This is a genomic window from Sphingobium rhizovicinum (genome assembly GCF_042647625.1).
Lineage (GTDB): Bacteria > Pseudomonadota > Alphaproteobacteria > Sphingomonadales > Sphingomonadaceae > Sphingobium > Sphingobium rhizovicinum.
The window spans coordinates 675656-701484 of the sequence record NZ_JBHRVU010000005.1 but is presented as its reverse complement, the minus strand read 5'-3'; the positions used below and the strand labels follow the sequence as shown (position 1 = coordinate 701484).

Sequence of the window (25829 nt, the reverse complement as noted above, 5' to 3'; positions counted from 1 at the left end):
CCATCATTCTCGCCCGATGCCGACACATTGCCCACCGGGTTCGAGCAGCCGGATTTCGACGTGTCGAGCTGGAAATCGATCAAGGTGCCGGCTGACTGGCAGGCCGAGGGCTATGATCAGGCCCGCTACAATAATATCACCTACCCCTTCCCCGCCAACCGGCCGCTGATCCCCCATGCGACCAATCCGGTCGGCTCCTATCGCCGCGACATCGACCTGCCGACGGGCTGGAACGGACAGGATGTCGTGCTGCATATCGGGGCGGCAGGCTCGGCTTATTATGTCTGGGTCAACGGCCAGAAGGTCGGCTATTCGGAGGACAGCAAGCTGCCGTCGGAATTCGACGTCACCCGTTTCGTCCGTCCCGGCCGCAACAGCATCGCCATTCAGATATTCCGCTGGTCGGACGGCTCCTATCTGGAGGATCAGGATTTCTGGCGTGTGTCGGGCATCGAGCGCGAGGTGTTCCTGATGGCCGCGCCCCGGACGCGCATCCGCGACTTCTTCGCCCATGCCGGCTTCGACAATAAGACGGGCGCCGGCAAGCTGGCGGTCGATGTCGCGGTGACGCCGGGGGGCGCGACCAGCGCCCGCTATGTCCTGATGGACGGCGATCGCAATGTCATCGAAGGCCGCCAGCCCGTTGCCGCAGGCCAGGCCGAACGCAGCGTGACACTGACCGGCCTAGTCGACAAGGTGAAGCCATGGACGGCTGAGACGCCCAATCTCTACATGCTGCTGGTCGAACTCTATGATGCGCAGGGGCGGATCATCCAGTCCAGCTATGCGCGGATCGGATTCCGCACCGTGGCGATGCAGAATGGCGTCGTCACGGTGAACGGCAAGCCGATCACCATTCGTGGCGTCAACCGCCACGAGCATGATCCCGAAACCTTCCACGTCATCTCGCTGGAGTCGATGGAACGCGACATCCAGTTGATGAAGCGGAACAATATCAATGCGATCCGTACGTCGCACTACCCCAATGATCCGCGCCTCTACGAGCTTGCCGATCGCTATGGCCTCTATGTCATGGACGAGGCGAATATCGAGAGCCACGCCTATATGGACTATGCCAACAAGCATGGCGACCGGCGCGCGGAGTTTCAGATCGGCTTCGATCCGGCCTGGAAGGACGCCCATGGGAACAGTTCGCCCTGCAGCAGGACACACCTGCCCTGCCCGCCGCCGCCAGCGGCACCGTCGTGATCAGCGACAAGGGCGGCGCGATCAGCCTGAGTGCCGGTGACGCTGCGCTGGTGATCGACCGGGCGAGCGGCCTGGTCCGTTCCTACAGCAAGGACGGCCGGATGCTGGCACAGGGTGGCGCGCCCCATTTCTGGCGCGCGGTGACCGACAATGACATCGGCATCGGCACCGACAGGCAATTCGCGATCTGGAAGGGGATGAGCGAGCAGCGCAAGGTCAGCGCGATCCGCCTGACGCCCCAGACCGATGGCAGCCGCGCAGTCGAAATCGACTATCAACTGGGCGACGGCGCGGCCGGTTTCACCAGCATCTACCGCATGGCCGGCAATGGTGCGGTGACCGTCTCCGGCAGCTTCACCCCCGTCAAGCCCGACCTGCCGCCCCCCTTCCGCATTGGCTTGGCCTTCAACCTGCCGGCCGATCTCGATACGGTCGAATGGTATGGTCGCGGCCCGCATGAAAGCTATGTCGATCGCAAGACATCGGCGCCGATCGGCCTGTGGCGCGGCGCACTGGCGGACCAGAATCACGATTATATCCGGCCGCAGGAGACCGGCAACAAGGTCGATGTCCGCTGGATGGAACTGTCAGGAAGCGACGCAGGCCTGCGCGTGCAGGGCGACCAACCGATGATGATGAACGCCCTCGCCTTCCCCTATGCCGATCTCGACCGGCACAAGCCGGGCACCTGGAAATCGTCGGACATCCGGCCGCACGACCAGGGCACGCTGCTGATCGACGCGGCGCAATGGGGCGTGGGCGGCGACACCCAGTGGAGCGAGTTCGGCAAGCCCATGGCTCAATATCGCACGTCAAATCAGCCCATGACGTTCCAGTTCCGCCTTAGCGCGTTTTCGGGCGCGGGCACCAATCCAGAAAAGGCGCAGCAAGCGCGAGCAACGGAGAAAGAATGATGCGGGGAATCGTTACTGCTTTGGCGGTGCTGCTTGGGAGCACGGCCTTGGCGCAATCGGCCGGCGCGCAAGGGGAGGGGACCGTCACGGTCCATGCTGACCGCTCGGCTCCCAAATTTGACAAGAGAATTTTTGGGCAGTTTGCCGAGCATCTTGGGAGCGGGATTTATTCCGGCATCTGGGTGGGCAAGGGCAGCAAGATCCCCAATATTGATGGTTACCGAACGGACGTGATTGATGCCTTGAAGGCCATTCGCGTGCCTGTCATCCGGTGGCCGGGCGGTTGCTTTGCCGATGAGTATCATTGGCGGGAGGCTATTGGCCCGCAGGCGAAGCGCAAAATCAAAATCAACACCCATTGGGGTGGTGTCACTGAGAGCAATGCTTTTGGTACGCACGAGTTCATGAACTACTCCGAACTCGTCGGTGCAGAGCCCTATGTCTCAGGTAATCTCGGATCGGCGCCACCCTATGAGATGGCCGAATGGGTTGAATATATGACCTCGCCGACTGGCTCGAGCCTCGCACAGGAGCGAGCAGCAAATGGCAGAAAGGCTCCCTGGCATATCACGATGTTCGGGCTCGGCAACGAGCTTTGGGGGTGCGGCGGCGACATGAAGCCGGAGCATGCTGCTGCCCTTACGCGTCAATATGGCTCTTTCGTCAAGCTGCCGGGCGGAGCCAAGCTGATGAAGATCGCAAGCGGTGCCAATGAGGGCGACCTCAACTGGACTGATGTGATGATGAGGGATGCTGGAGAGAAGATCGACGGCATCGGGGTCCATTATTACACCATCCCTTACGACTGGAAGAAAAAGGGGGCTGCTACCGGCTTCGATGAAGATGGATGGGCGCGGACCTTGGCCAAAACTGTCCGAATGGACGACATCATCACCAAACATGCCAAGGTGATGGATAAATAGGCGTGCGTCATCTCGAATAGATGCACATCGGATGTTCCGAGCGCCATCGATGGGAGATTAGTGATAGGCGTGCTTATCCCCAGCCGGCGTGCCATGTCCTTTACCTTGTCTCCTCCAAGCTGTGAGGCCAACTGCGCTGCTACCGTGTTTAGAGAGTAGGCAAATGCGGTGCGGAGGCTGACATTTCCCTGCAGCATCGAACGGCACCAATTCGGCATCGAAGCCGTAGAGCGCTGCAAAATCTCTCGCGAGATCTACCGATACACCGGATAGCGCATCTGTTTCGGCATCTCTTCGAGCCAGGATCGGATTGCCAAGGTTGATCGAGAAGCGCAGCGTTCCGGTGGGCGCGAGCGCCGCACGAAGGTCGTTATTCAATATGAAGTCTCCCGGTGGATCGAGGCCTAATTGTTCGAAGGCCCGGTGATGGTCAGTCGATGGTCGCCCAGCAGCTCCGCTTTGGACTTCTGTCCCACCTTCAGATGCCTCGCCATCAGGCGTGCGGCGGCCTGCAAGTCCCCATCTTCGATGCGGTCCAAGATCGCGAGATGCTCGATGGATTGGGTCGGCGTGCGTGTGTGGTCCAGAGCGATCACATAGCCGACCACGCGGCGAAGTCGTGTGATGCGAAGGGCTGCATCGGCAAAGAAGCGGTTGTTGGATGCCTGCATGAGCGCAAGGTGGAATCCGGAATTATGCTCGAACACCTGACGTGGATCGGTGCTGTCGCCATTTTCGAGCAGGTATTTTTGTTCGCGACGCAGGCGATTGGCCGTCACCGTCGTAAGCTCGAAACCGGGGTCTAGTAGGGCAGCCGGTTCGATAGCCCGCCGGAATCGATAGGATTCGTCGTAGCTCTCTCGCCCATCGATCAGTGGAAGAAAGCGCCACGCGCCTGTCGGCATCGGCTCCGCCCAACCTTCTGATGCAATCTGACGCAGCGTCCGCTGGATGAGGCTGCGACTCGCATCGTAGCGCCGCATCAGGTCAGCCTCGGCGGTGGTCGCCTCGATGATATTAGTCAGCCTGTCCGATGCGATCTTCCAATACAGGGCTTCGACCTCACCGCTCTCGTCGAGAGGGCCGCTCGCCATATCCTCAATCTGGGGCAAGCGCATGAGACTGAAACGACGATTGTCGCCCCGTACGATGATGCCTTCACCCTCGAGGAGCTGCAGGGCCCCTCGCACAGGCGATCGTGAAACACCCATTGTCTGAGACAGGCCAAGTTCACTGACGGGTGAGCCGACCTGCGCGCCTTCCTCGACCAGATGCTGAAGAATGGATCGCGCCAGGATCCGGTGGGTCTCGCTGGCGGCTGCTCTTGGCAAATCCGGTCTCCTACATCGTTGAAACAGCTATCCGATCTTTATCACAAAAAAAGACATTTACTATGAAAACCAACAACTTCTGCCTGATCGTCTGATTTTGCGTCATTTTCCTTGAAGCTGGTCCGTTGACGCCTTCCAATAACTGTCTAATAGCACTATAAAAGACAGGAGAGGAATCCAAGATGGATACGAATAGCAAACATCTTCAGGTCACCCGTCGTACCGCAATCCTGGGTGCGTCCATTGCTGCGGCAAGCGTAACGGTCGCCGGTTCAGCACAAGCTGCAAATTCTTCTGCGACCCCGATTCGGTACGCCTATGTCGGATGCCGCACCACGCGCGCCAGAAATGCGCGTGGCGATGGACTGGCAGTTTTCCGGATCGATCCATCGAGCCGCGCATGGACACTCCAGCAGACCCATGCTTGCGAGAACCCGTCCTTTCTTGCCTTCAACAAGGCGGGAGATCGCCTCTACACTGTGCATGGCGACATGACCGAGCTGTCGGCATTCAAGGTCGATCGCAAGACGGGCGGTATCAGCCTCATCAACACGGCGCCCTGCAACGGTCGCAATCCGGTCCATCTCGCCTTCGACCCCAGCGGGCGCTTTCTCGTGGTCGCGAACCACATCACGAAAGAGGAAGCCGTCTCGAACGTCTCGACTGTCGCCGTCGAGCAGGATGGCTCGCTCGGCAAAGTCGTCAGCACGATCGAATTGCCCGGCAAGATCGGTCCCCATCGAGTCGAACAGCCGTTTTCCAAGCCACACCAATGCCTGTTCGACCCCAGCGGCAAACTGATCGTGGTGCCCGATAAAGGTTTGGATCGCGTATTTGCGTTGACTCTGACGGTTGATGGTCAGTTGCAGCGCGTAGAACCCAATTCGGCGATCGCGCGCGAAGGATCAGGGCCGCGTCATATCGTCTACCACCCGACTTTGCCGTTCCTCTTCGTCATCAACGAACTCACGTCGACCGTGATGAGCTGCCGATATGATCCGGCGACCGGCGAGATTACGCCGATCCAGGAATTGTCGTCGCTGCCGGATACCTTCATCGCATTCAACCGAGCCGCTGAGATCGATATCTCGCCTGAAGGGAGTTATATTTACGTCAGCAATCGCGGACATGAATCCATCGCGACATTCTCGTTCGAGCGCGCGACCGGAAGATTATCGTCCGTGGGCTGGACCAAATGCCTGGGCGAAACGCCGCGCTTCTTCAATCTGAGCCCTGACGCGCGCGAACTCTATGTCGCGAACGAAACAAGCGACACGATCGTGCGCTTCGTCCGGCACGCGGACAACGGCGTCGTCGCGCGCGGTGAGGTCGTAGCGAAGACCGGAAGCCCAACCTGCATCCTGTTCGCCTGATCATAAAGAACAATGATCGGGATCGCCGCTATGCGCAAACGCGCCTTAATTCTCATCGCCACCACAGTGTCGGTTACCAGCTTGCCGGCCCATGCGGAAACCAACTCGAGCGATGCCACTGTCAAGGCACTCATCGACCTTCTGGTTCAACGTGGGACTATCAGTCGGCAAGAAGCGGATCAACTGGTTGCCGCGGCGCAGCAGCGCGCTGCGCCGCCACCTGCATCAATCGAAGTAAAGGCGCCCGCATTCCTTTCGCAACAAGAGGCGGCGGGGACGCCCGACCCTTCGACTGCGGCGCCATATCCGCCACAGCTTGTCGTCAAGGCAGCGGAGAGCAATTCGCTCACTGTGGATTGGAGCGAAGGCGATCCCAAATTTGTATCGCCTGGCGGTTTCTCCTTCAGGCCGCGAGGGCGCATCCTTATCGATGGCCAGTTGGCGAGTGGTTCCCGATTCTCCGACCGCAATATCAGCACCACAGGCGCGCGCGCAGCGCGCCTGGGGTTCGAGGGCACATATGGCAGCAACTTCTTTTACCAGTTCGAAGTCGATTTCGCCGATGCTGCAACCGAAGTCACTAGCGCCTATTTTGGATGGAGGAAGAAACTCTCCAACAGCGTTACGACAGAACTGAATGTCGGGTCGCGACTGACGGAACGGGGTATTGACGGCTCCACTGGTTCCGACCAGACACCATTTCTAGAACGCAATGCTATCACCATCGCGCTTGTCCCTCTGAAGGGCTTTTTTGGCCTTGGCTTCACATCCAAAACATTCGGCTCGAACTGGCATGTCGCCGTTTCTGTCGTTGGTGAGCCGATAAATTCATCCAGCGCGAGCGATGACAGCACTACCATCATCGGCCGCGCCCATTGGAACCCGATCAAGACGTCGGCTGGTGTCGTCCATCTGGGCGCCTGGGGCTATCATGAGGATTACTCGTCTTCCGTCACCAATCTCACCGTGAATGCGCGCGAAGCCAATCGCTACAATGACAATATCCGCATCTTCACCGGGCCGCTTGGCGCACCCAACCACTCGAATGCCTTCGGTCTGGAACTCGGGGGAACGCATAATGGTCTCTGGGCCTTTGGCGAATATGGCGAACGCCATATTCAGTTCCGTCCAAGCACAGGACTGGGCTTAGTAAAGCTGAAGGCCGCGGCGGTTTCCGCCGGATGGGTCATGACGGGCGAGAAAGCGCCCTTCGCTCAGCGTGGCGGCACGTTCACGATGATGGATGTCGCCAACCCGGTGTTCGAAGGCGGTCTTGGCGCAATCGAGCTGGTCGCACGATACGAAAATACCGATTTCAGCGACGCGCCCCTTGGTGGCAAAGGTCGTGCCTGGACAGCGGGCCTCAATTGGTACCTCAACGACATATCTCGAGTGATGTTAAACTACATCCATTTCAAAACCAACAATAAATCTGGTGACTATGTTGGACCAGATGCCGGGAATTTATTAGGGACTCGCTTTCAGATTTCATTTTGACGAGAATTTATCTTAGGGTGTCTGTTTTGGTTCCATCGTTGGAAATCCGTGAAGTATTTGTTTTTGTAGTTGGATTGAACTTGCCTGAATGTCATCTCCAAAAGTTCGGATTCACGAAATCCTTCGCTCTCCGCTCTAAAGCAACCGAGAGTCGTTGGGCGAAAAGGCGCTCCTCTGTGGTCGTAAGAAGGTTCAAGGGGAGTATCTTAGACTTACCATCCAAGAGCGGTCCGATACAAGCAGCTTGACTAGGAGGATATCGACCTTCGGTGCTAGGCGATAGCACTGCCAAATCTGACCTCCGGTCCCGCTGCACTCCACCTCCATTTTTAAACGGGTTGATCGGTGGTGGGCGTAATCCACTAGGCCCACTCGATAGAGGCAAACCAGTCCTATGGCGGCTTCTAGGAAAGGCGGGCATTCGGCATATGAAATTGAGCACAGAGATGGCGACCGCCGATAATTCCGAAAGGAAAGGGTGTGGGGATCGCTCCCCACGCCCTTTCCTACTCACGCCAATTCGGCTTACAGCTTGCCGGTCAGTTCCGGCACCACCTTGAACAGATCACCGACCAGGCCGATGTCGGCCACCTGGAAGATCGGCGCATCCTCATCCTTGTTGATGGCGACGATGGTCTTGCTGTCCTTCATGCCGGCCAGATGCTGGATCGCACCGGAGATGCCGACGGCGATATAGACTTCCGGTGCGACGATCTTGCCGGTCTGGCCGACCTGATAGTCGTTGGGGACATAGCCCGCGTCGACCGCAGCGCGCGAGGCACCGACGGCCGCGCCCAGCTTGTCGGCCAGCGGCATGATATATTCCTCGAAGGTCGGACCGTCCTTGAGCGCACGGCCACCCGACACGATGATCTTGGCGCTGGTCAGCTCGGGACGTTCCAGCTTGGCGATCTCGGCGCCGACGAAGGCGGAAATGCCCTTGTCGCCGGTCGAGGCCACGGCTTCCACCGCGCCATTGCCGCCTTCCTTGGCCGCCTTTTCAAAGGCCGTGCCGCGAACGGTGATGACCTTCTTGGCGTCCTTCGACTTGACCGTGGCGATCGCGTTCCCGGCATAGATCGGACGGGTGAAGGTATCTTCGCTTTCGACCGACAGGATGTCGCTGATCTGCATTACGTCCAGCAGGGCAGCGACGCGAGGCGCGATATTCTTGCCGTTGCTGGTGGCCGGCGCGACGAACGCGTCATGATGGCCCATCAGTTCGACGATCAGCGGCGCGACATTCTCCGGCAGCGCATGGCCATAGGCGGCGTCGTCGGCGACATGGACCTTGCCCACGCCGGCGATCTTGGCGGCTTCGGCGGCAACGCCGTCGACGTCCTGGCCAGCGACCAGCAGATGGACTTCGCCCAGCTTGGCGGCGGCGGTCACGGCGGAAAGGGTCGCGTCCTTGACGGCGCCGCCCTCATGTTCAACCCAAACGAGCGTCTTCGTCATGCTGCAACTCCCAGAGCCTTGAGCTTGGCCACCAGTTCATCGACATCGGCAACCTTGATGCCGGCCGAGCGCTTGGGCGGTTCGGAGACCTTGAGCGTCTCCAGACGGGCGGCGATGTCGACGCCGTAATCGGCCGGGGTCTTGTTCGCCAGCGGCTTGGACTTGGCCTTCATGATGTTCGGCAGCGACGCATAGCGCGGCTCGTTGAGGCGCAGGTCGGTGGTGATGATCGCCGGGGTGGCAAGCTTCACCGTCTCCAGGCCGCCATCGACTTCGCGGGTGACGTTGACCTTGTCGCCCTCGACCTCGACCTTGCTGGCAAAGGTGCCCTGCGGCAGGTTCAGCAGCGCGGCGAGCATCTGGCCGGTCTGGTTGCTGTCATCGTCGATCGCCTGCTTGCCCAGGATGATCAGGCCAGCGCCTTCCTCTTCCTGCACCTTCGCGAGCAGCTTGGCGACGCCCAGCGGTTCGACCTCGTCATCGGTCTGGATCAGGATGGCGCGGTCCGCGCCCATCGCCAGCGCCGTGCGCAGCGTTTCCTGCGCCTTGGCGACGCCGATCGATACCGCCACGACCTCGGTCGCCGCGCCCTTTTCCTTCAGGCGGATGGCTTCCTCGACCGCAATCTCATCGAACGGGTTCATGCTCATCTTGACGTTCGCAAGCTCCACGCCCGTGCCATCCGCCTTCACCCGCGGCTTCACATTGTAATCAATAACCCGCTTCACGGGTACAAGGATCTTCATGGGGGCTTCCTCTCTTTAATGGTAGGACCATTAATAAAATGGTTCTGACTGTCAATAGTGTTCGGTCCGGCCATTGCACCTTTCAAGGCGGCCATTATAGATTGATGCCATTATTTGGAGCTCATGACATGGCGCCCACGCCCTCGACCAAACTCAATTTCGCCCCCATCAAGACGCAGCGGGCGTTTGAAATCATCTGCGAGCAAATACGGGCGCAACTGGCTGCGGGCACGTTGAAGGCAGGCGATAAATTGCCAGCCGAACGAGAGTTGGCAGCAGAATTCCAGGTTAGCCGCAGCGCCCTGCGGGAAGCATTGCGCAGTCTGGAGGTCGCCGGCATCATCCGCAATGTGAAGGGGGTGAAGGGCGGGGCGTTCGTGCAGACGGCCGAGCCGGATCGCATCGTGCAGGCGATGCAGGATTATGTGCATCTGGGCGATATCTCGCTGGCTGAACTGACAGAGGCACGGCTGGCGCTTCAGGATATCATCGTGCGGCTGGCATGCGAGCGGGCGTCCGAGGCCGATCTGGCCGATCTGGAAGCGATTGCCGCGCGGACGAAGCAGGAGAGCGATGTCGAAGCGCGCTATCAATGTGCGGTGGAATATTATGCCGTACTGGCTCGTGCGACGGGGAACCGCATTTTCGGTATTTTCGTGGATTCGCTCTCTGCGATACTGCACGAGTTCGTGCAGGGGCCGGATTATGAGATGCTGCAACAGTCGCTGATCGAATCCCGCTTCAAGCTGGTGCGTCATTTGCGCGCCAAGGACAGCGATGCAGCGGTCGCGGAAATGCGCAAGCATCTGGAGCGCGTGCATCGCCATGTGCGCAAGAACAGCAAGGCAGCCAGAGGCTGATAGTCGCCATAATCCAGTAACCGGGCCGGGGCCTGTCCATACCGCCATCTGGCAGTTGACCCGTCTTGCGCCTCATGTGATAGGTAGGACCATTAAACATTAAGTCCTAATCATGGGTGAGGATATGGCGGAAAACGGGATGGCGGTCAGTACAGGGGCATTGGACGGCGTGCGCGTGCTGGATTTTACCAGCGTGATGGCAGGCCCTTTCGCCACGCGGATGCTGGCCGATCTGGGCGCGCAGGTGATCAAGGTGGAGTCGCTGGAGGGGGATCAGGTGCGGGCGCGGCCGCCGCTGCGGGAAGGGTTCAGCGCCTATTTCGGCAACCTCAATGCCGGCAAGCAGAGCATCGCCTGCAACCTGAAATCACCCGAAATGGTGGCGCTGATCAAGCAGATGGTTGCGACCTGCGATATACTGGTGGAAAATTTCAGGCCCGGCGTGATGCAGCGGTTCGGGCTGGATTATGCCAGCCTGCGGGACATCAATCCCCGCCTCATCTACTGCTCCATCTCCGGCTATGGCCAGACGGGGCCAAAGGCGCTGTTTCCGGCCTATGCGCCCGTCATCCATGCGGCCAGCGGCTTCGACATGGTCAATCTACGCTATCAGGACGGGGCGGAACGGCCGGCGACCAGCGGCATATTCGTCGCGGACGTTCTAGGCGGCACCCATGCCTTCGGCGCGATTCAGGCCGCGCTCTATCAGCGCGAGCGGACGGGCGAGGGGCAGCATATCGACGTGTCCATGCTCGAAGCGATGGTCGGCATGCTGGTGTTCGAAACGCAGGAGGCGCAATTTCCCGGCGATGCCCGGCGCCCGCTCTATACGCCGCTCAAGACCCGCGATGGGTTCATCATGGTTGCGCCGACATCGCCGCGCAATTTCGAGCAGCTTGCCGATGCGGTGGGCCATCCCGAATGGCGGAACGATCCGCGCTTCCGCACCAATGCCGATCGTAACGCCAATTGGGCGACCCTGCTGGCCTTGACCGAAAAATGGACGGAGCAGCATCTTGCCGAGGAAGCGGAAACGATCCTTTCGCGCCACGGCGTCCCCTGCGCGCGCTATCGCGAGATAGGCGAACTGCTGGACGATCCGCAACTGGCGGTGCGTGGCGCCTTTGCCGAGATAGGGGATGGGGCCGGGCGCTACAAAGTGTCCAATCCGCCCTTCCGCATGAGTGGTTCACGGGTTGAAGCGCGCGATCATGTGTCGTGTCTGGGGCAGGATGGCGCAGCGCTTCTGGCCGGGCTTGGGCTGGATGAAGGCCGGATCGCAACCTTGCGAGAGAAGGGCGATCTGCTCTGACAGGAAAGAGGGGCGGGGATATCCCGCCCCTGCAAGGATCGAAGGGCGGGAGGCGTTGCGCGTCCCGCCCTCCATTTTATCGCAGCAGTTCGCGCGCGATCGTGTTCTTCTGGATTTCCGACGATCCTTCATAGATGCGGGTGATGCGAATGTCGCGATAGAGGCGTTCGACCGCAAAGCCCCTGCAATAGCCGGTGCCGCCGAATATCTGGACCGCCGTATCTACCGTGCGACTGCCCGCTTCGGTGGCGAATAATTTGGCCATGGACGCCAGTTCGCGACGTTTCTCGCCCTGATCATAACGCCAGGCGGCGTCGAGCAGGATCAGGCGTGCGGCCCGCATGTCGGTCGCCATGGTGGCGATATAGTGGCGGATCGCCTGAAAATCGGAAATCACGCCGCCAAAGGCCGGGCGTTGCTTCGATTCCTCGATCGCCAGTTCCAGCGCATATTCCCCCATGCCCACGGCGGTCGCGCCGACATTCATGCGGCCCTCGTTCAACCCTTCGAGCGCATAATGAAAACCGCGCCCCAGCTCGCCGATCAGGGCGTCGGGGCCGACCTGGCATTCATCGAAGCTGAGTTCGAAGACGCCCGGTGTTGCGGTGCCCATCAGTTCGATCGTGCCGGTGACCGAGAAGCCGGGCGTGTCGGCCGACATCAGGAAGGCGGAGATGCCGCCGCGCGCGCCTGCCGATTTGTCCGTATAGGCATAGACGATCACATATTTGGCCTTTTTGCCATTCGATATGAATGTCTTGCTGCCGTTGATCACCCACCCGTCGGCATTGCGGACGGCGGTGGTGCGCATCGATCCGGGGTCCGAACCGCTATTGGGTTCGGTCAGGGCGAAGGCGATCGGGATTTCGCCGGTTGCCATGCCGGGCAGCAGGGCTTCACGCTGCGCTTCCGATGCATGATACATGATGTTCTTGGCGCCCGGCCCCATCAGCGGGCGCAGTTCGGTCCAGAATTGCGGAGGCAGGCGCGCAAGTTCGATCTGCACCGCCGCCTGCGCCAGGGCGCCAAGGCCAAGCCCGCCATATTGTTCGGGCAGGGCCATGCCGAAATAGCCATTGTCGACCAATGTCTGGCGGACGATCGGCGGGACAGTGCCGGTTTCCTGAAATTCGATCTCATAAGGCAAAAGGTCGCGGACGATAGTGCGCGTCACCTCGCAAAATTCCCGGACATCGTCTGGCAGTTCAAAATCCATGGGCAACCTCCTTGTCACTCGAATCCGCAGCATGGCTATGCTGTTGTTCGAAATGGTCCTACCATTTATCAAATGGTCAGTCCATTAAAAGCTTTGATGCTATTGGCGGGTGCGCAATCATCCTTTAGGAGTCGGAGAGAAGTCCGACAGCCCGAAAAGGGCGCGGGTGGAGGGTAACAAGAGTAAGCGGCATGGCGACCGATCCGTTCGACCTCAATCTGCGGCACCTCCGCGCTTTGCTGGCAATACGCGAACATGGCAGCATCACGGCCGCGGCCGATGTCGTGAGCCTCTCTCAACCGGCCCTGACCCAGGGGCTGGCCAAGCTGGAGCGGCAGTTCGGCTATAGTTTTTTTGAAAGGCGATCGGGCGGGATGGTCCCCACGGCGATGGGGGAGATCGTCATCGAGCGAGCCAGCGCAGCGCTGGACCATCTGTCGCAGGCGGCCAAGGGCCTGTCGGGCGTGTTTCAATATCCCGAACGGCTGATGACGATGACGCAGTTGCGCGCATTTCTGGCACTGGCAGAAGCGGGCAGTTTCGCGGCGGCCGCCCATGGCAGCACATTGTCGCAGACGGCCGTGCACCGGGCTGTCGGCGATCTGGAACATATGATCGGCGGCAAGCTGGTGGAGCGGCGGGGGCGGGCGGTGTGGCTCAATTCGGCCGGCAAGAAGCTGGCGCGCGGGACGCGGCTGGCCGTTGCGGAGATCGTGGCGGCGCTGGCCGATATCGGGCGGGATAGCGGTAGCGGCAGTGAATTGATCGCTTTCGGCGCCCTGCCGCTGTCTCGCCCCTATCTGGTGCCGGCCGCCATGGCCCGGATGGCGCGAAGCGATCCGCGCGCGGCCTTCAAGGTGTTGGAAGGCAGTTGGCGTGAACTGGTCGAACCGCTGCGCGATGGCGTGATCGACATCATCGTGGGCGCATTGCGTCCTTATGAGATCGCAGACCTTTATCAATTACCGTTGACGGAAGATCGGCTGGTGATTGCGGCCGGCAGCCAGCATCCGCTGGCCGGCGTGGAGAAGCCGAGCATGGAGCAACTGGCGGCCTATCCATGGATCGTCGCGCCCGCCAACACGCCGCTGCGCGAGCAATGGGAGACGCTGTTTCCCGAAGGGATGATGCCGGCGACGCCTGTCGAATGCGGATCGGTCATGATCATCGGCCGATTGCTGACCGAAGCCAATTTCCTGACATTGCTCTCGCCGGATCAGGTCGCGCTCCAGATCCGAAGCGGATTGCTGACGCAGGTCGGGCCAGCGCTGGAAGGCACGAAGCGCGTGGTGGGCATCACGACCCGGCGCAGCTGGCGGCCCACGGCCACCCAGCGCCGCTTTCTGGAAATGCTGGGCGATGCGGCCAAGGGCGAACGGGGGAGGGCGCTGGTCCCGATCTGCGCGAGTCCGGCTGGGTCTGATAGCCGGCGCGCAGATCAGCAATCCGGCATCAGTCCAGTTTTATCCAGACAGCCTTGGTTTCCAGATAATCCTCAATATGGTGCGGCCCGGATTCCCGACCAAAGCCGCTCATCTTGTAGCCGCCAAAGGGCACCGCCGGATCGAGCATCTGATAGCAATTGACCCAGACCGAACCTGCGCGAATGCCGCGCGCCATGCGATGCGCCGTCGCCAGATCGCGGGTCCACACGCCGCTGCCCAGGCCGAATTCCGTCGCATTGGCGCGGGGCAGCACCTCTTCGATCGTGTCGAAAGCGAAGGCGGACAGGACGGGGCCGAAAATTTCCTCGCGCGCGATGGTCATGTCGTCCGCAACCCCGGTGAAGATGGTCGGTTCGATGAAATAGCCGGCATCATAGCCTGCGCCGCGCATGCGGTTGCCGCCGGTCAGCGGCTGCGCGCCCTCCTTGTGCGCGCTGTCGATGAAGGCCAGAATCTTGTCCATCTGCGGGGCGGACACGACCGGACCGATCTGGGTTTCCGGATCGAGCGGATCGCCGACACGGATCGTCCTGGTATAGGCGGCGAGCCGCTCCATAAATTCGTCATGGATCGTGGACTGCACGAAAAGGCGTGTGCCGGCCGAACAGATTTGCCCGGCATTGGCGAACACGGCCATGGCGGCGGCGGGCACCGCCTTGTCCAGATCGGCATCGGCGAAGACGATATTCGGCGACTTGCCGCCCAGCTCGACAGTGACGCGCTTCATCGTCGGCGCGGCGGCACGTAGGATTTTTTCGCCTACCCCGGTGGAGCCGGTGAAGGCGATCTTGTCGACATCGGGGTGGCTGGACAGCGCCGCCCCGGCATCGCCCAGTCCGGTGACGATGTTGATGACACCTTCGGGCACACCGGCTTCAAGGCATAGTTCGCCAAAACGCAGGGCGGATAGTGGCGTCTGCTCGGCGGGCTTCATGACGAGGGTGCAGCCGGTGGCCAGAACCGGCCCGGCTTTCCAGACGGACATGCCGATGGGACCGTTCCAGGGGTTGATCGCGGCAACGACGCCGATGGGTTCCTTCAGCGTATGCGATATGACATCGCCGGGTGCATTATTGTCGATGGTGTCGCCGGTGATCAGCATCGCCTGCCCAGCATAATAGCGCAGCAGCGCACCGGCCCGTGCCTTGCCCATGATGGTGCGGCTATAGGGCGCGCCAAGGTCCAGCGTGTCGAGCATCGCCAGTTCTTCAAAATGCTCTTCGACCAGATCGGCAAGGCGCAGCATGATGCGCTGGCGCTCGACCGGCTTCATCCGGCGCCAGGGGCCTTCAAAGGCGGCGCGGGCAGCCTTCACCGCGCGATCGACATCCTCTGCGCCGCCTTGCGCCACCGTGGCGAGCAATTCACCCGTCGCGGGGTTGCGGGTTTCGAAACGCTTGCCGGACAGGGCGGGCACGCGCTTGCCACCGATCAGCATATCCTGCTGCTGAACGTTGAGAAGGGCGGGGCGGGGCGGGATGGTCATCATGTTCATGGCATTCTCTCCGGGGCCGCGATCAGGCGGCGATATTCGATTGATGGGCGTCTTCCAGAATGAAGCGCGCCGCCCGCTCCGCGATCATCATGGTGGGCGCGGATGTGTTGCCGCTGATGATCTCCGGCATGACCGACGCATCGACCACGCGCAGGCCGGCCACACCGCGCACGCGCAGGCGCCCGTCGACCACGGCCATGGGATCGCTGTCCGGTCCCATCTTGCAGGTGCCGGTCGGGTGGTAGGCGGTGTTGACGATCTTGCGCAGGGCCGCGTCAATTTCGGCGTCGCTTTGATATTGCGCGCCCGGTTCGATCTCCGCGCCGGTCATGGCTGCGAGCGCAGGCTGGGCGAAGATGTGCCGTGCTTCTCGGAAACCGGCGATCAGGGTCTTCATGTCATAGGGATCTGCGAAGAAATTGGGATCGATCACAGGCTTGTCTTCCGGTCGGTTGCTGGCGAGGCGCACCGATCCGGCGCTTTTAGGACGGAGCAACTGGATCAGCGCCATATAGCCATGGCGGCGGGGAATGGCGCGGGCGTCGATCTTCAGCCCGACCAGGAAGGTGATCTGGATGTCAGGCCGGCCGCTCCCGTCGGTGCAGAGGAAACCGCCGCATTCGGCGACATTGGACGCCAGCATGCCGGTGCGGTTGGTCAGATATTTCAGCGGGCTGGCAAGGATGCGGGGCAGTGCCTTGGCCGAAATAGCGTAGGATTCGGCCGAGGGATTTTCCATCGCGACATGGACGGTCGGATGGTCCTGAAGATGCTGCCCGACACCGGGCAGATCGTGGACCAGATCGATCCCCATATCCTTCAGATGGTCCTGCGGGCCGATGCCCGACAGCATCAGCAATTGCGGCGAATTGGTCGCGCCAGCGCACAGGATGATCTCTCGCCGGGCGCTGACCGTGCGGCGCGCGCCGTTCTTCTCGATCTCCAGCCCGACGGCGCGGCCGCGATCGAACAGGATGCGGCGCACCATGGTTTCGTCCAGAACCGTCAGGTTGGTGCGTCCCAGCGCGGGATGCAGAAAGGCGCGCGCACTCGACAGGCGGGTGCCATTGCGCTGGTTCAGGTCATAGCGGCCAAAGCCGTCCTGCCGCTCGCCGGCAAAATCATCGTTGCGATGATGGCCTGCCTGCGCGGCGGCATCCACGATGGCGCTTGCGATCGGGTTCCAGCTTTTGGGTTTCTGAACGTCCAGTTCACCGCCCTTGCCATGCCAGGCTCGGTCAGGGCCGGCATAATTTTCCACGGCCTTGAAGGCGGGCAGGACGTCGGCATAGGACCAGCCGCCATTGCCGGCATCCGCCCAGGCGTCATAATCGGCCTTCTGGCCCCTTATATAGACGCCGCCATTGATCGCGCTGCACCCGCCGAACAGCTTGCCGCGGGGGAAATTGATCTGGCGGTCGTGGACGGCGGCATTGCCGGACAGCGATTGTTTCCAATTATATTTCTCATGGGGCAACAGGAAGATATTCCCCACCGGCATGGCGGTCTTGACGTTGACCTGCCATTTCCTGTCGGATGGCCCGGCTTCGATCAGGGCGACGCGATTGGCCGGATCGGCGGACAGGCGATTGGCCATAAGGCTGCCGGCTGAACCGGAGCCGATCACGATATAGTCGAAGGCGTCGCTCATATGTGCATGTCCTTGCGGCCGAGCCGGGGGATATGGCCCCGCACGGCGATGAAACCCAGGGCGTTGACCAGCATCAATGCGGCCAGAGCGCCAAAAAAGCCCAGATTGCTCCAGCCGATCAACAGGGCGCCGGCGATGGCGCTGACGATCGCGCCTGCTCGCCCGGCCGCGCCCATCAGGCCAAGGCCCCGCGCGCGCAAGGCGGTCGGAAAGGCATGGGCGCCGACCGCAAACATGGCGGACTGGGCGGCGCTGGCGAACAGGCCTAGCGCACCGAGGCAGGCGAGCACCGCCGTTTCATTGCGACCGCCATCGATCGGCAGCAGGGCCAGTGTCGCGCACACGCTCGCCCCGACGACAGCCATCAGGATCAGGACCGGCCGCGACCCAAAGCGGATGATCGCAAGGCTGGCGATCATCGCGCCGATCGTGCCGCCCATGTTGAAGCTGGTCAGGCCAAGGCTGGCGGTCTGAAGGCCGAACCCCGCGCTGGTCAGCATCGTCGGTGCCCAGTTGAACATCAGGTAGATCATGAACATGCCCGAAAACATGGCGATGGACAGCGCCATCGTATCGCGCAGCAGCGCGGGCCCGAACAGGTTGCGCATGGGTTCATAATGCGCGGCTTCGCGCGTTGCGTGCGCCTGACGCGCGACCGATGCCGGATCGGGATGGCCGATGCGGCGCAATATATGGTCCAGTTCGTCGGCACGATCAGGGCGCTGCGCCAGATAGCGGGGCGATTCCGGCAGGACCGACCATAGCCAGGCCACGAAAATCAACGTCACCGTGCCACCAATGTAAAAGAGCCAGCGCCAGCCAAGGCTGGGCAGGATCAGGGCAGCGGCGATCCCGCCCAATATCCCGCCGATGGAGACGCAGACGACGCCGAAGGTAACGGCGATGCTGCGCCAGCGGACCGGCGTGAATTCCGCGATCATCGCGCTCGCCGTGCCCGGTACGCCGCCCAGTCCGACGCCTGCCAGCATCTTGAGCACCGCCACCTGCCACAGCGCATCGGTGAAGCCGGTCAGCAGCGTCGCGACGCCGAAGATGGCGACGCCGATGATCAAAGCGCCGCGCCGCCCGAACCGGTCACCGACCCAGCCCGACGTCAAGGTGCCGACGGCCATGCCGACGAACCCCAGCGCGAACACCGATCCCAGCGCTTCCCGTCCAATGCCCCATTGTTTGAGCAGCGACGGCGCCGCCAGGCCGAGCATCTGGTTGTCGAGCCCGTCGAGGATGACGGTCGCGGCGATCATCAGCACCGACCATAGCTGGAAAGCCGACATCGGCAGGTCGTCCAGCATGGATTGCGGGCTGCTGCTGTCTATCGTGGCAACCGCCAAGACATTCTCCTTACCCTTGGGCCATTTTCGACCGCTTATTCATTTTCTGGCCCGGCATTGAAAAACCGGAATTTCACTTTTTAGATATCGAGCACCAGCGTCGCGGTTTTGGAACCCGAACAGCAGACCATGATCGATGTATTGGCAGCCTTGTCCTCATCGGTCAGGAAATGGTCGCGATGGTCGGGGACGCCGCCCAGCACCCTGACTTCACAGGTGCCGCAAATCCCCTCGGCGCAGGCAAAGCCGATATCGACCCCGGCGCTCAGCAGGGCGTCGAGCATGGTTTCGCCTTCATCGACGCTGATGGTCTTGCCACTTTTGGCCAGTTCCAGCGTATAGCCGCCCTCGGTGGCGACTTCCGTTTCCGCCGAGAAATATTCGATATGGGCATGGCCCTTGGGACGGTCGCAATTGGTGGCGACGAAGGCGTCGAGCATGCCGCCGGGGCCGCAACAATATAGATGCGCATCGGCAGGAGCGGCGGCGCAGATGGCGGCGAGGTCCAGCCTGCGGCCACCGGGGATGCCGTCATAGGCGATTTCCACCCGATCATGGTCGGACAGGCGATCGACATAGGCCGCCCGATCCGGGCTGGCGGCGACATAATGGAGTTCCCAGCTACGCCCCAGCTTTTCCAGCCGGGCGATCATCGGCAGCATCGGGGTGATGCCGATGCCACCCGCGATCATCACCGTGTGGCTGGCATCTTCCACCATCGGGAAATTATTCTTCGGGTCCGAAATGTCGAGGATCTGGCCCACGCGCCATTGTTCATGGATGTGGCGCGATCCGCCCCGGCTGTCGATCGCATGATGCACCGCGATCTCATAATAGCCGCGAATGGCCGGATCGTTGACTAGCGAGTAACTGCGGGCGAGGCCGGGTGACAACTGGACATCGACATGGGCGCCCGGTTCGAATGCCGGCATCAGGCCGCCGTCCACGGGTTCCAATATATAGCTGTTGATCCCTTCCGCTTCCCAACGGATGTTCTTCAATCTTGCGCGCATCTGCCTCTCCATCCGGTGCGATGCGTGTTTTGGCAGGGCCGGGCCGTCATGGATCGACGGACCGGACAAGCCGCAAAGCATTTCGTCACCCTTATATCCTTGTTCAGGAGGCCGGCGCATGGATCGCGCCGACCCCGGTTGCCATTCTATTCCGCCGCCTCGACCTGTTCGGGCCAGCGCACAGCCTTGGCCAACGCGGCTTCATAGGCGTTGGCAAGAGTATCGTTGGGATCATGCAGGAAAGATCCGGCACGGGCACGATAGAAGATGCTCGGATCTTCGATGCCCGGCGGCAGGATGCCCTTGTTGGCCAGAGCACGGGCCGCCAGCAGCACGCGGCGGCGCACACGGGCGATCATCTGGTCGGTCGGGGCCAGATTTTCGAAACTATGGTCCGTGATCGGCCCCATGCTCTCCGTCACGGCCTGATCCTGCATGGTGATATTGGGGATGCCGGTGAACTGCGTGCCGTTGCGCTGCGATTCCCGGTCGATGGCCCAGTCATTGGCCTGGCTGTCGGGCGATCGCCAGCGGCCATACCAGTCGGTCGTATTGGGGGCATATTCCAGCGGCGCGAACAGCGGCGTCCCGTCCTTCAGCGTCGAGGTGTAGGCCGGATTGCCCGCATCGACGCCACAAGTGATGTCGAACAGCATGGAATGCTCGTCGTCCATCGGCACCCAGGCGCGGGCGATGGCGCGGGTGTGGAAGCGGTTGTTGGGCGTCTGCGTCCAGAAGGGGAACATATAATGGGCGACGCGCCAGCTCATCTGGCCATCGTCGTTAGGGCGATAGCCGCCATACATCACGCCCCAGTCGGACTGTGCGACCTCATATTCCGGGGCGCGGTTGAGCACGGTCGGGCGCATCGGATGATCTTCATCGAGATCGTCCGCCTCGATCGAGCCGACATGGAGGAAGCCGACATGGCTGGTGTCGATGTCGCCTTCCAGCGCCTGAAGCCAGTTGCAATCGCGTTGCAGGCACCAGATTTCCGCGTCGGGATGCATGGTTGCCTCGATTTCGGGAAGCGGCGGCGGGCTGGCCTGATTCTCGCCCATATAGACCCAAATCAGGCCATTGGCCTCATAGGTCTTATAGGCCTTGGCATGCACCTTTTCCTTGAAGTCCATTCGTGCCGGGACGGAAGGCATGTCGACGCATTTACCGTCCACATCGAACTTCCAGCCATGATAGACGCAGCGAATGCCATTCTGCTCGTTGCGGCCGATGAACAGCGACGCGCAACGATGCGGGCAGCGATGGTCCATGATGCCGACGCGGCCCGAACTGTCGCGGAAAGCGATCAGCTTTTCGCACAGGATCATCAGGCGGACCGGATCGCCATCCGCCGTCACTTCGGACGACAGGCATGCCGGCAGCCAATATTGACGCATCATCGTGCCCATGATCGTTCCCGGTCCCACCCGGGTCATGTCGGCGCTATCACTGGACTGCATCGCTCAGCCTCTTCCTTGTCTTCGTTGTTGTACCCTGGCCGTGATCTCGCTGGGTCACGACACATGAAATCTTGTTTCTCCTAGCTAGAGGGTCGCTTGCGGTGACCCCAATCGGAATGTGGTCAGACCATTCAATAATCGGGACGATGTTATTGCACGTCTCTTCCTTTTGCTGCTTCACGGTGCCCAGGCGGCATCAAGCCGCGTCGTTAAGGGAGAGTATGGGTATGCCTTTCAGCTTCAAATCCTCGGTCGCAGCATCCGCCATCATAGCCATGATGGTCGCCGAGCCGGCCTGGTGCCAAACCGATCAGGGCACGCCACAGGATGCCGCCGCTCAGCCCAATATGCTGCCCGAAGATATTGTCGTGACGGCGGAGCGCCGTGAGTCAACCGTGCGTGAAGTGCCATTTTCGATTGCGGCCTTTGGCGGCGAGCTGCTGCGCGAGTCACAGGTGTTCAGCCCCGCGGCGCTGACCCAACAGATGCCGGGCATCACCGTCAACACGGCCGACAAGTCGCTGTCGATCGTCGCGATCCGCGGCAATGTGTCGACCTTCCGCACGGCCACGCTCGACACGCCGGTCGCCTATTTCATGGACGACGTCTATTATGTGTTCAACAACGACCTGAACGCCAATTTCTTCGACACGCAGCGGGTCGAGGTGCTGCGCGGGCCGCAAGGTACCCTGTTCGGCCGCAACGTCGTGGGCGGTGCGATCGCCGTTATCAGCAACAATCCGGAGATGAAGGAAGATTGGTTCGGCCAGGTGACCGCTGGCAATGGCGCCTACGTCCGCACCGAAGGCATGGTGAACGGCATGCTGGTAGACGACAAGCTGGCCTTTCGCGCGGCATTCAGCACGGAAACGTCGAACGGGTTGATCGATACGCCCAACCAAAAAGGCAGCTATGGCAAGACCGATGGCATCGCGATGCGCGGCAAATTGCTGTTCCAGCCGACCGATACGCTCAAGATCGTCCTGTCGGGGGACTATAGCTATACCCAGGGCAATGGTGGCGCGATCAGCCTGGGCATCGGCGGCAATCAGGTCGTTCCGGCGACCTTTGGTGACTATGACGATAGCAAGTGGACAAATAACGACTTTGCACGCTCGCCCTATCGCCAGCGGCTGCGCGGGGGCTACCTGCGCGGCGATCTGGAACTGTTTGGCGGCACGCTGACGTCGATCACCGGCTATCGGATGAATGACAGCCATGCGATCAACGACGATGTGCCGGTCGCGACGCAGGTTCCTGTCTTCGATCGCCGCCAGGTCGTGAAGAATCGCAGTTTCACCCAGGAAGTGCGCTTCGCCTCTGCGCCGGGCCGCCTGTCCTATGTGGTGGGCGCCTATTTTCTGTCGGCGGATGTTTCGACCACGAACATCTTCTATTACAGCCCGCTGCCCGGATCGGCCGTCAACGCGACTGTCCGGCGCAATCCGGGCGTGACCAACATCACGCGCGAGCAGGACGGCAATGTCCGCAGCCTCGCGGTGTTCGGTGAGGCGACGTTCGAGGTGACCGACGGCCTGTCGCTGGTTGCCGGTGGACGCTACACGTCGGATCGCAAGAAGATCGACTATCACGCCTTTTCCACCACCGATGCGGGCGCGATTCCCGGGTTCGGCTTCCCCGGTGAAGTGTTCGCGTCGGGCGGCAAGACCTGGAATGCCTTCACGCCGCGGGTGACGGTCAAATATCGCCCGATGCAGAATGTGAATCTCTATGCCACCTGGGCAAAGGGCTTCAAGTCGGGTGGGTTCGTCGACAATGCCTATCTCAACCCGACGATTCCGCTGGAGCCGGAAAAGGCGCAAAATTACGAAATCGGCGCTAAGACGCGGCTGTTCGACAATATGCTCGATTTCAATGTCGCGCTGTTCAAGCAGAAAACGAAAAATCTGCAGAATTTCTCGGGTGCGGGCGGCATCGCCCATACCTATAATGGCACGCTGAAGATGAAAGGGATCGAGGTCGAATCCGTGCTCCGGCCGGTCGATGGCCTGCGTCTGACCGGCAACTGGACGCATCTTGTCGGCACTTACAGCGACTTGCGCGATCCGCTGGTCAATCTCGATTATTCTGGAAACCCTGCGAAATTCGCGCCGCGGGACAGTTTCACGGTCGGGGCCAGCTATGATCTGGCGATGGCGAACGGTGCCAAGATCACGCCGCAGGCCGATTTCAACTATTCCACGCGCATCTCGACCGACGACGCCAACACGCTGCGTCTTTACGACAATCTCTATAATGACACGAAAGGGCGCACGCTCAACGCGCGGCTGAATTATGAAAGCGCCGATGGGCGCTGGACGGTCGGCATCTGGGGCAAGAACCTCACCAACAATTATCAGATCGTCAATGCAGACGACATCACCGCTTTTCTGGCGGTGCCGGGCAACGGCACGACCTATTGGAAAATCTTCACCAACACGCCGCGCACCTATGGCGTGACGCTGTCGCTGCGCCCCTGACGCCGATGCAATCGGGGAGGGGCTCTCGCCTCTCCCCTCCATTTTACAGGATGAATGATGACCGACAATTTCGCACTTCCTGCCAATGGCAGTTTCTCCTTCGCTGGGCGGACTGCGCTCGTTACGGGGGGCGGACGGGGCGTCGGCGAAGCGGTCGCGCGGGAAATTCATGCCGGCGGCGGGCGGGTCGCGGTCAGCGATGTGGACAGTGACGTGGCACAGGCCGTGGCCCATTCTCTCGATCCGTCGGGAGAGACGGCGATAGCGCTGAAGCTGGACGTGCGAGAAAAATCGGATTTCCTGGCGGCCAGAGACCAGATCACGGCGCTCTGGGGCAAGATCGACATCGTCGTCAACAATGCCGGCTTTGCCAAGCGGACGCCGACGCAGGACATCAGTCCGCAGGAATTTGACCTGATCGTCCAGATCAACATGCGCAGCGTGTTCCTGAGCTGCCAGATATTTTCCGAACATATGCGCGAAAATGGCTATGGACGGATCGTCAACATCACTTCGCTCGCCGGGCAGAATGGCGGCACTGTGGCCTCGCCCCATTATGCCGCGTCAAAGGCCGGAGCGATCATGCTGACCAAATATTTCGCGCGCTATCTGGCTGGCACAGGTGTCACCGTCAACGCCATCGCGCCGGGACCGATCGACACGGCCAAGGCGCGCCTGTCCGCCGAACAGATTGCAAGAGTCGAAGCAGAAGTGCCGGTGGGGCGTTTCATGGCCGTGAGCGAAATCGCGGCCGCGACCGCGCTGCTGGCATCCGATCGGGGCGGCTTCTTCGTCGGGGCGACGCTGGACATGAATGGTGGCCTTTATCTGCGCTGATCCCGGTTCGCGAGGTTCGTTTCCCGTTTTTCTTATGGCTTTATGGCATTGCGATTGGCGTCGGCCGGTAGGGCCTCCATAATCGCGACCGACAATAGGGTAGCGCCGGAACCGAAGAACGGGCTGGCCGAACAGATGGAGAGCTTATGTTCATTTACAACGCTTGGTATGTGGCCGCCTTTGCCGCCGATATCGAACCCGGCCAGACGCTGGGGCGCAGGTATCTGAACAAGGCGGTCGTGCTGTTCCGGACTGAAGATGGCGAGATCGCGGCGCTGGAGGATCGATGCAGCCACCGGGCTATGCCGCTGTCTGCCGGCCATGTCGAAGGCAATATTCTGCGCTGCTGCTATCATGGCGTGGAATTCGACGGTCGCGGCACCTGCACCCGAATTCCCAATCAGACGCGTATCCCGGCATCTGCCAATGTCCGCCATTATCCCGTGGTCGAAAAGGATCATCTGATTTGGATCTGGATGGGTGAACCGGCGCTGGCCGACCCCAGCGTGATCGTCGACAGTCCCGAACATAATGATCCGGCCTGGACATGGCGGCCCTATACTTTCCCGGTGAAGTCGAACTGGCAGTTGATCATCGACAATATAATGGACCTCACTCATGTGCCCTATATCCATGCGCGCACGATCGGTGGAAATCCAGAGCAACATTATAACGCGGACACCAAGGTCGAATTTGACGGCCGTCGCGTGACCTTGCTGCGCAAGATGCCCAATTCGATCCCGCCCAAATCCTATGTCGATGCGGGCGGCTTCAAGGGGCGCGTCGATCGCTGGCAGGAAGTACGGTTTGAACCGGGGATCGGCATGACCTGCCGGGTCAATGCCGGTGGCTGCGACGCGGGGACCGGCGCCTATGAAGGACGTCGCGATAACGGCTTCATGCTGGCGAATAATCATTTCATCACGCCGGAAACTGAAACGACCAGCCACTATCTCTGGACGATCTGTACGACCGCACCCAAGGAAAGCGGCGTGCCCGCTACGCTGTTCGACCAGTTTTTCGATACCATCACCGAAGATGAGGAAACGCTGGAGGCACAGCAGCGCAGGATCGATGATGAGCCGGGGCGGCCTTTCGTCGGCATCGCCAGCGATGGCGCGGTCAATCAGGCGCGCCGCCTGTTGAGCATCATGCAGGAAGCAGAAGAAGGTGGAAAGGTTGCGGCCTGATGTCGCGGCCTTGCGTATGTCGATAACATAGTGGCTTGCTCCCGCCGCTGCCTCATGCTGTAGCGCG

19 protein-coding genes and 2 pseudogenes are annotated in these 25829 nt (G+C 61.0%); 11 read left to right on the top strand and 10 right to left on the bottom strand.

What is annotated here, in order from left to right; genetic code table 11:
• The first annotated feature begins 27 nt into the window (after window positions 1–27).
• From ACFOKF_RS21815 to ACFOKF_RS21805, 3 genes are read left to right on the top strand one after another with little or no spacing between them, the layout of a single operon-like run.
• Window positions 28–1209, top strand: coding sequence for a glycoside hydrolase family 2 TIM barrel-domain containing protein (locus ACFOKF_RS21815; protein WP_380798672.1), 1182 nt, complete (start codon window positions 28–30; stop codon window positions 1207–1209).
• Window positions 1206–2123: a beta-galactosidase small subunit gene (locus tag ACFOKF_RS21810; protein ID WP_380798671.1), complete on the top strand. Its 918-nt coding sequence runs from the start codon at window positions 1206–1208 to the stop codon at window positions 2121–2123. Before ACFOKF_RS21815 ends, ACFOKF_RS21810 begins: the two co-directional genes overlap by 4 nt.
• A complete protein-coding gene (locus tag ACFOKF_RS21805) occupies window positions 2120–3046 on the top strand; it encodes a hypothetical protein (protein WP_380798669.1) in 927 nt (308 codons plus the stop codon). Before ACFOKF_RS21810 ends, ACFOKF_RS21805 begins: the two co-directional genes overlap by 4 nt.
• A gap of 110 nt (window positions 3047–3156) precedes the next feature.
• Here the strand turns inward: ACFOKF_RS21805 and ACFOKF_RS21800 are convergent.
• Window positions 3157–3243, bottom strand: a pseudogene (locus ACFOKF_RS21800) (hypothetical protein); the annotation flags it as partial.
• 207 nt (window positions 3244–3450) lie between these two features.
• Window positions 3451–4377: a GntR family transcriptional regulator gene (locus tag ACFOKF_RS21795; protein WP_380798667.1), complete on the bottom strand. Its 927-nt coding sequence runs from the start codon at window positions 4375–4377 to the stop codon at window positions 3451–3453.
• Between the two features lie 182 nt (window positions 4378–4559).
• Between ACFOKF_RS21795 and ACFOKF_RS21790 the strand changes: the two genes are divergently transcribed.
• Both ACFOKF_RS21790 and ACFOKF_RS21785 read left to right on the top strand, forming a co-directional pair.
• Window positions 4560–5750, top strand: a complete 1191-nt coding sequence (locus tag ACFOKF_RS21790; protein WP_380798666.1) for a lactonase family protein — start codon at window positions 4560–4562, stop codon at window positions 5748–5750.
• Window positions 5751–5762: 12 nt separating this feature from the next.
• On the top strand, window positions 5763–7247 hold the full coding sequence (locus ACFOKF_RS21785; protein WP_380798664.1) for an OprO/OprP family phosphate-selective porin: 1485 nt from the start codon (window positions 5763–5765) through the stop codon (window positions 7245–7247).
• Window positions 7248–7772: 525 nt separating this feature from the next.
• On the opposite strand, the gene ACFOKF_RS21780 is transcribed toward ACFOKF_RS21785, so the two are convergent.
• The gene (locus ACFOKF_RS21780; RefSeq protein ID WP_380798662.1) at window positions 7773–8705 is read right to left on the bottom strand and encodes an electron transfer flavoprotein subunit alpha/FixB family protein; all 933 of its coding nucleotides are present in this window, start codon (window positions 8703–8705) and stop codon (window positions 7773–7775) included.
• Window positions 8702–9451 carry an electron transfer flavoprotein subunit beta/FixA family protein gene (locus tag ACFOKF_RS21775; protein WP_380798661.1) on the bottom strand — a complete coding sequence of 250 codons (750 nt, stop codon included), beginning with the start codon at window positions 9449–9451 and terminating at the stop codon, window positions 8702–8704. Before ACFOKF_RS21775 ends, ACFOKF_RS21780 begins: the two co-directional genes overlap by 4 nt.
• Window positions 9452–9579: 128 nt before the next feature.
• On the opposite strand from ACFOKF_RS21775, the gene ACFOKF_RS21770 reads away from it, so the two are divergent.
• Both ACFOKF_RS21770 and ACFOKF_RS21765 read left to right on the top strand, forming a co-directional pair.
• The gene (locus ACFOKF_RS21770) at window positions 9580–10311 is read left to right on the top strand and encodes a FadR/GntR family transcriptional regulator (protein ID WP_380798660.1); all 732 of its coding nucleotides are present in this window, start codon (window positions 9580–9582) and stop codon (window positions 10309–10311) included.
• Between the two features lie 124 nt (window positions 10312–10435).
• Window positions 10436–11623, top strand: a complete 1188-nt coding sequence (locus tag ACFOKF_RS21765) for a CaiB/BaiF CoA transferase family protein (RefSeq protein WP_380798659.1) — start codon at window positions 10436–10438, stop codon at window positions 11621–11623.
• Between the two features lie 76 nt (window positions 11624–11699).
• On the opposite strand, the gene ACFOKF_RS21760 is transcribed toward ACFOKF_RS21765, so the two are convergent.
• The gene (locus ACFOKF_RS21760) at window positions 11700–12839 is read right to left on the bottom strand and encodes an acyl-CoA dehydrogenase family protein (protein ID WP_380798658.1); all 1140 of its coding nucleotides are present in this window, start codon (window positions 12837–12839) and stop codon (window positions 11700–11702) included.
• A 191-nt stretch (window positions 12840–13030) separates the two neighbouring features.
• Here ACFOKF_RS21760 and ACFOKF_RS21755 point away from each other — a divergent pair.
• A pseudogene (locus ACFOKF_RS21755) lies at window positions 13031–14143 on the top strand (LysR family transcriptional regulator); the annotation flags it as partial.
• 148 nt (window positions 14144–14291) lie between these two features.
• Here the strand turns inward: ACFOKF_RS21755 and ACFOKF_RS21750 are convergent.
• The 5 genes from ACFOKF_RS21750 to ACFOKF_RS21730 all read right to left on the bottom strand — a co-directional run bounded on the left by ACFOKF_RS21750 (window position 14292) and on the right by ACFOKF_RS21730 (window position 21255).
• The gene (locus ACFOKF_RS21750; protein ID WP_380798657.1) at window positions 14292–15779 is read right to left on the bottom strand and encodes an aldehyde dehydrogenase family protein; all 1488 of its coding nucleotides are present in this window, start codon (window positions 15777–15779) and stop codon (window positions 14292–14294) included.
• Between the two features lie 22 nt (window positions 15780–15801).
• Window positions 15802–17430: a GMC family oxidoreductase gene (locus ACFOKF_RS21745; RefSeq protein ID WP_380798655.1), complete on the bottom strand. Its 1629-nt coding sequence runs from the start codon at window positions 17428–17430 to the stop codon at window positions 15802–15804.
• Entirely contained in the window at window positions 17427–18782 is a 1356-nt protein-coding gene (locus ACFOKF_RS21740; protein ID WP_380798654.1) for an MFS transporter, read from the bottom strand. The genes ACFOKF_RS21745 and ACFOKF_RS21740 overlap by 4 nt, the downstream gene beginning before the upstream one ends.
• A gap of 80 nt (window positions 18783–18862) precedes the next feature.
• Complete coding sequence (locus ACFOKF_RS21735) at window positions 18863–19795, bottom strand: PDR/VanB family oxidoreductase (RefSeq protein ID WP_380798652.1); 933 nt, start codon at window positions 19793–19795, stop codon at window positions 18863–18865.
• Between the two features lie 146 nt (window positions 19796–19941).
• A complete protein-coding gene (locus ACFOKF_RS21730; RefSeq protein ID WP_380798651.1) occupies window positions 19942–21255 on the bottom strand; it encodes a Rieske 2Fe-2S domain-containing protein in 1314 nt (437 codons plus the stop codon).
• 221 nt (window positions 21256–21476) lie between these two features.
• Between ACFOKF_RS21730 and ACFOKF_RS21725 the strand changes: the two genes are divergently transcribed.
• The 3 genes from ACFOKF_RS21725 to ACFOKF_RS21715 all read left to right on the top strand — a co-directional run bounded on the left by ACFOKF_RS21725 (window position 21477) and on the right by ACFOKF_RS21715 (window position 25762).
• Complete coding sequence (locus tag ACFOKF_RS21725; RefSeq protein ID WP_380798650.1) at window positions 21477–23735, top strand: TonB-dependent receptor; 2259 nt, start codon at window positions 21477–21479, stop codon at window positions 23733–23735.
• A 54-nt stretch (window positions 23736–23789) separates the two neighbouring features.
• Complete coding sequence (locus ACFOKF_RS21720; RefSeq protein WP_380798649.1) at window positions 23790–24572, top strand: SDR family NAD(P)-dependent oxidoreductase; 783 nt, start codon at window positions 23790–23792, stop codon at window positions 24570–24572.
• Window positions 24573–24718: 146 nt separating this feature from the next.
• The gene (locus ACFOKF_RS21715) at window positions 24719–25762 is read left to right on the top strand and encodes an aromatic ring-hydroxylating dioxygenase subunit alpha (protein WP_380798647.1); all 1044 of its coding nucleotides are present in this window, start codon (window positions 24719–24721) and stop codon (window positions 25760–25762) included.
• Window positions 25763–25829: the final 67 nt, after the last annotated feature.

Excerpts from the sequence above, each read along its gene's own strand:
- ACFOKF_RS21760 (WP_380798658.1), bottom strand. The coding sequence starts at position 12,839 with ATGGATTTTGAACTGCCAGACGATGTCCGGGAATTTTGCGAGGTGACG.
- ACFOKF_RS21765 (WP_380798659.1), top strand. The coding sequence starts at position 10,436 with ATGGCGGAAAACGGGATGGCGGTCAGTACAGGGGCATTGGACGGCGTG.
- ACFOKF_RS21720 (WP_380798649.1), top strand. The coding sequence starts at position 23,790 with ATGATGACCGACAATTTCGCACTTCCTGCCAATGGCAGTTTCTCCTTC.
- ACFOKF_RS21780 (WP_380798662.1), bottom strand. The coding sequence starts at position 8,705 with ATGACGAAGACGCTCGTTTGGGTTGAACATGAGGGCGGCGCCGTCAAG.
- ACFOKF_RS21790 (WP_380798666.1), top strand. The coding sequence starts at position 4,560 with ATGGATACGAATAGCAAACATCTTCAGGTCACCCGTCGTACCGCAATC.
- ACFOKF_RS21805 (WP_380798669.1), top strand. The coding sequence starts at position 2,120 with ATGATGCGGGGAATCGTTACTGCTTTGGCGGTGCTGCTTGGGAGCACG.
- ACFOKF_RS21735 (WP_380798652.1), bottom strand. The coding sequence starts at position 19,795 with ATGCGCGCAAGATTGAAGAACATCCGTTGGGAAGCGGAAGGGATCAAC.
- ACFOKF_RS21730 (WP_380798651.1), bottom strand. The coding sequence starts at position 21,255 with ATGCAGTCCAGTGATAGCGCCGACATGACCCGGGTGGGACCGGGAACG.
- ACFOKF_RS21715 (WP_380798647.1), top strand. The coding sequence starts at position 24,719 with ATGTTCATTTACAACGCTTGGTATGTGGCCGCCTTTGCCGCCGATATC.
- ACFOKF_RS21750 (WP_380798657.1), bottom strand. The coding sequence starts at position 15,779 with ATGAACATGATGACCATCCCGCCCCGCCCCGCCCTTCTCAACGTTCAG.
- ACFOKF_RS21770 (WP_380798660.1), top strand. The coding sequence starts at position 9,580 with ATGGCGCCCACGCCCTCGACCAAACTCAATTTCGCCCCCATCAAGACG.
- ACFOKF_RS21745 (WP_380798655.1), bottom strand. The coding sequence starts at position 17,430 with ATGAGCGACGCCTTCGACTATATCGTGATCGGCTCCGGTTCAGCCGGC.
- ACFOKF_RS21775 (WP_380798661.1), bottom strand. The coding sequence starts at position 9,451 with ATGAAGATCCTTGTACCCGTGAAGCGGGTTATTGATTACAATGTGAAG.
- ACFOKF_RS21725 (WP_380798650.1), top strand. The coding sequence starts at position 21,477 with ATGGGTATGCCTTTCAGCTTCAAATCCTCGGTCGCAGCATCCGCCATC.
- ACFOKF_RS21785 (WP_380798664.1), top strand. The coding sequence starts at position 5,763 with ATGATCGGGATCGCCGCTATGCGCAAACGCGCCTTAATTCTCATCGCC.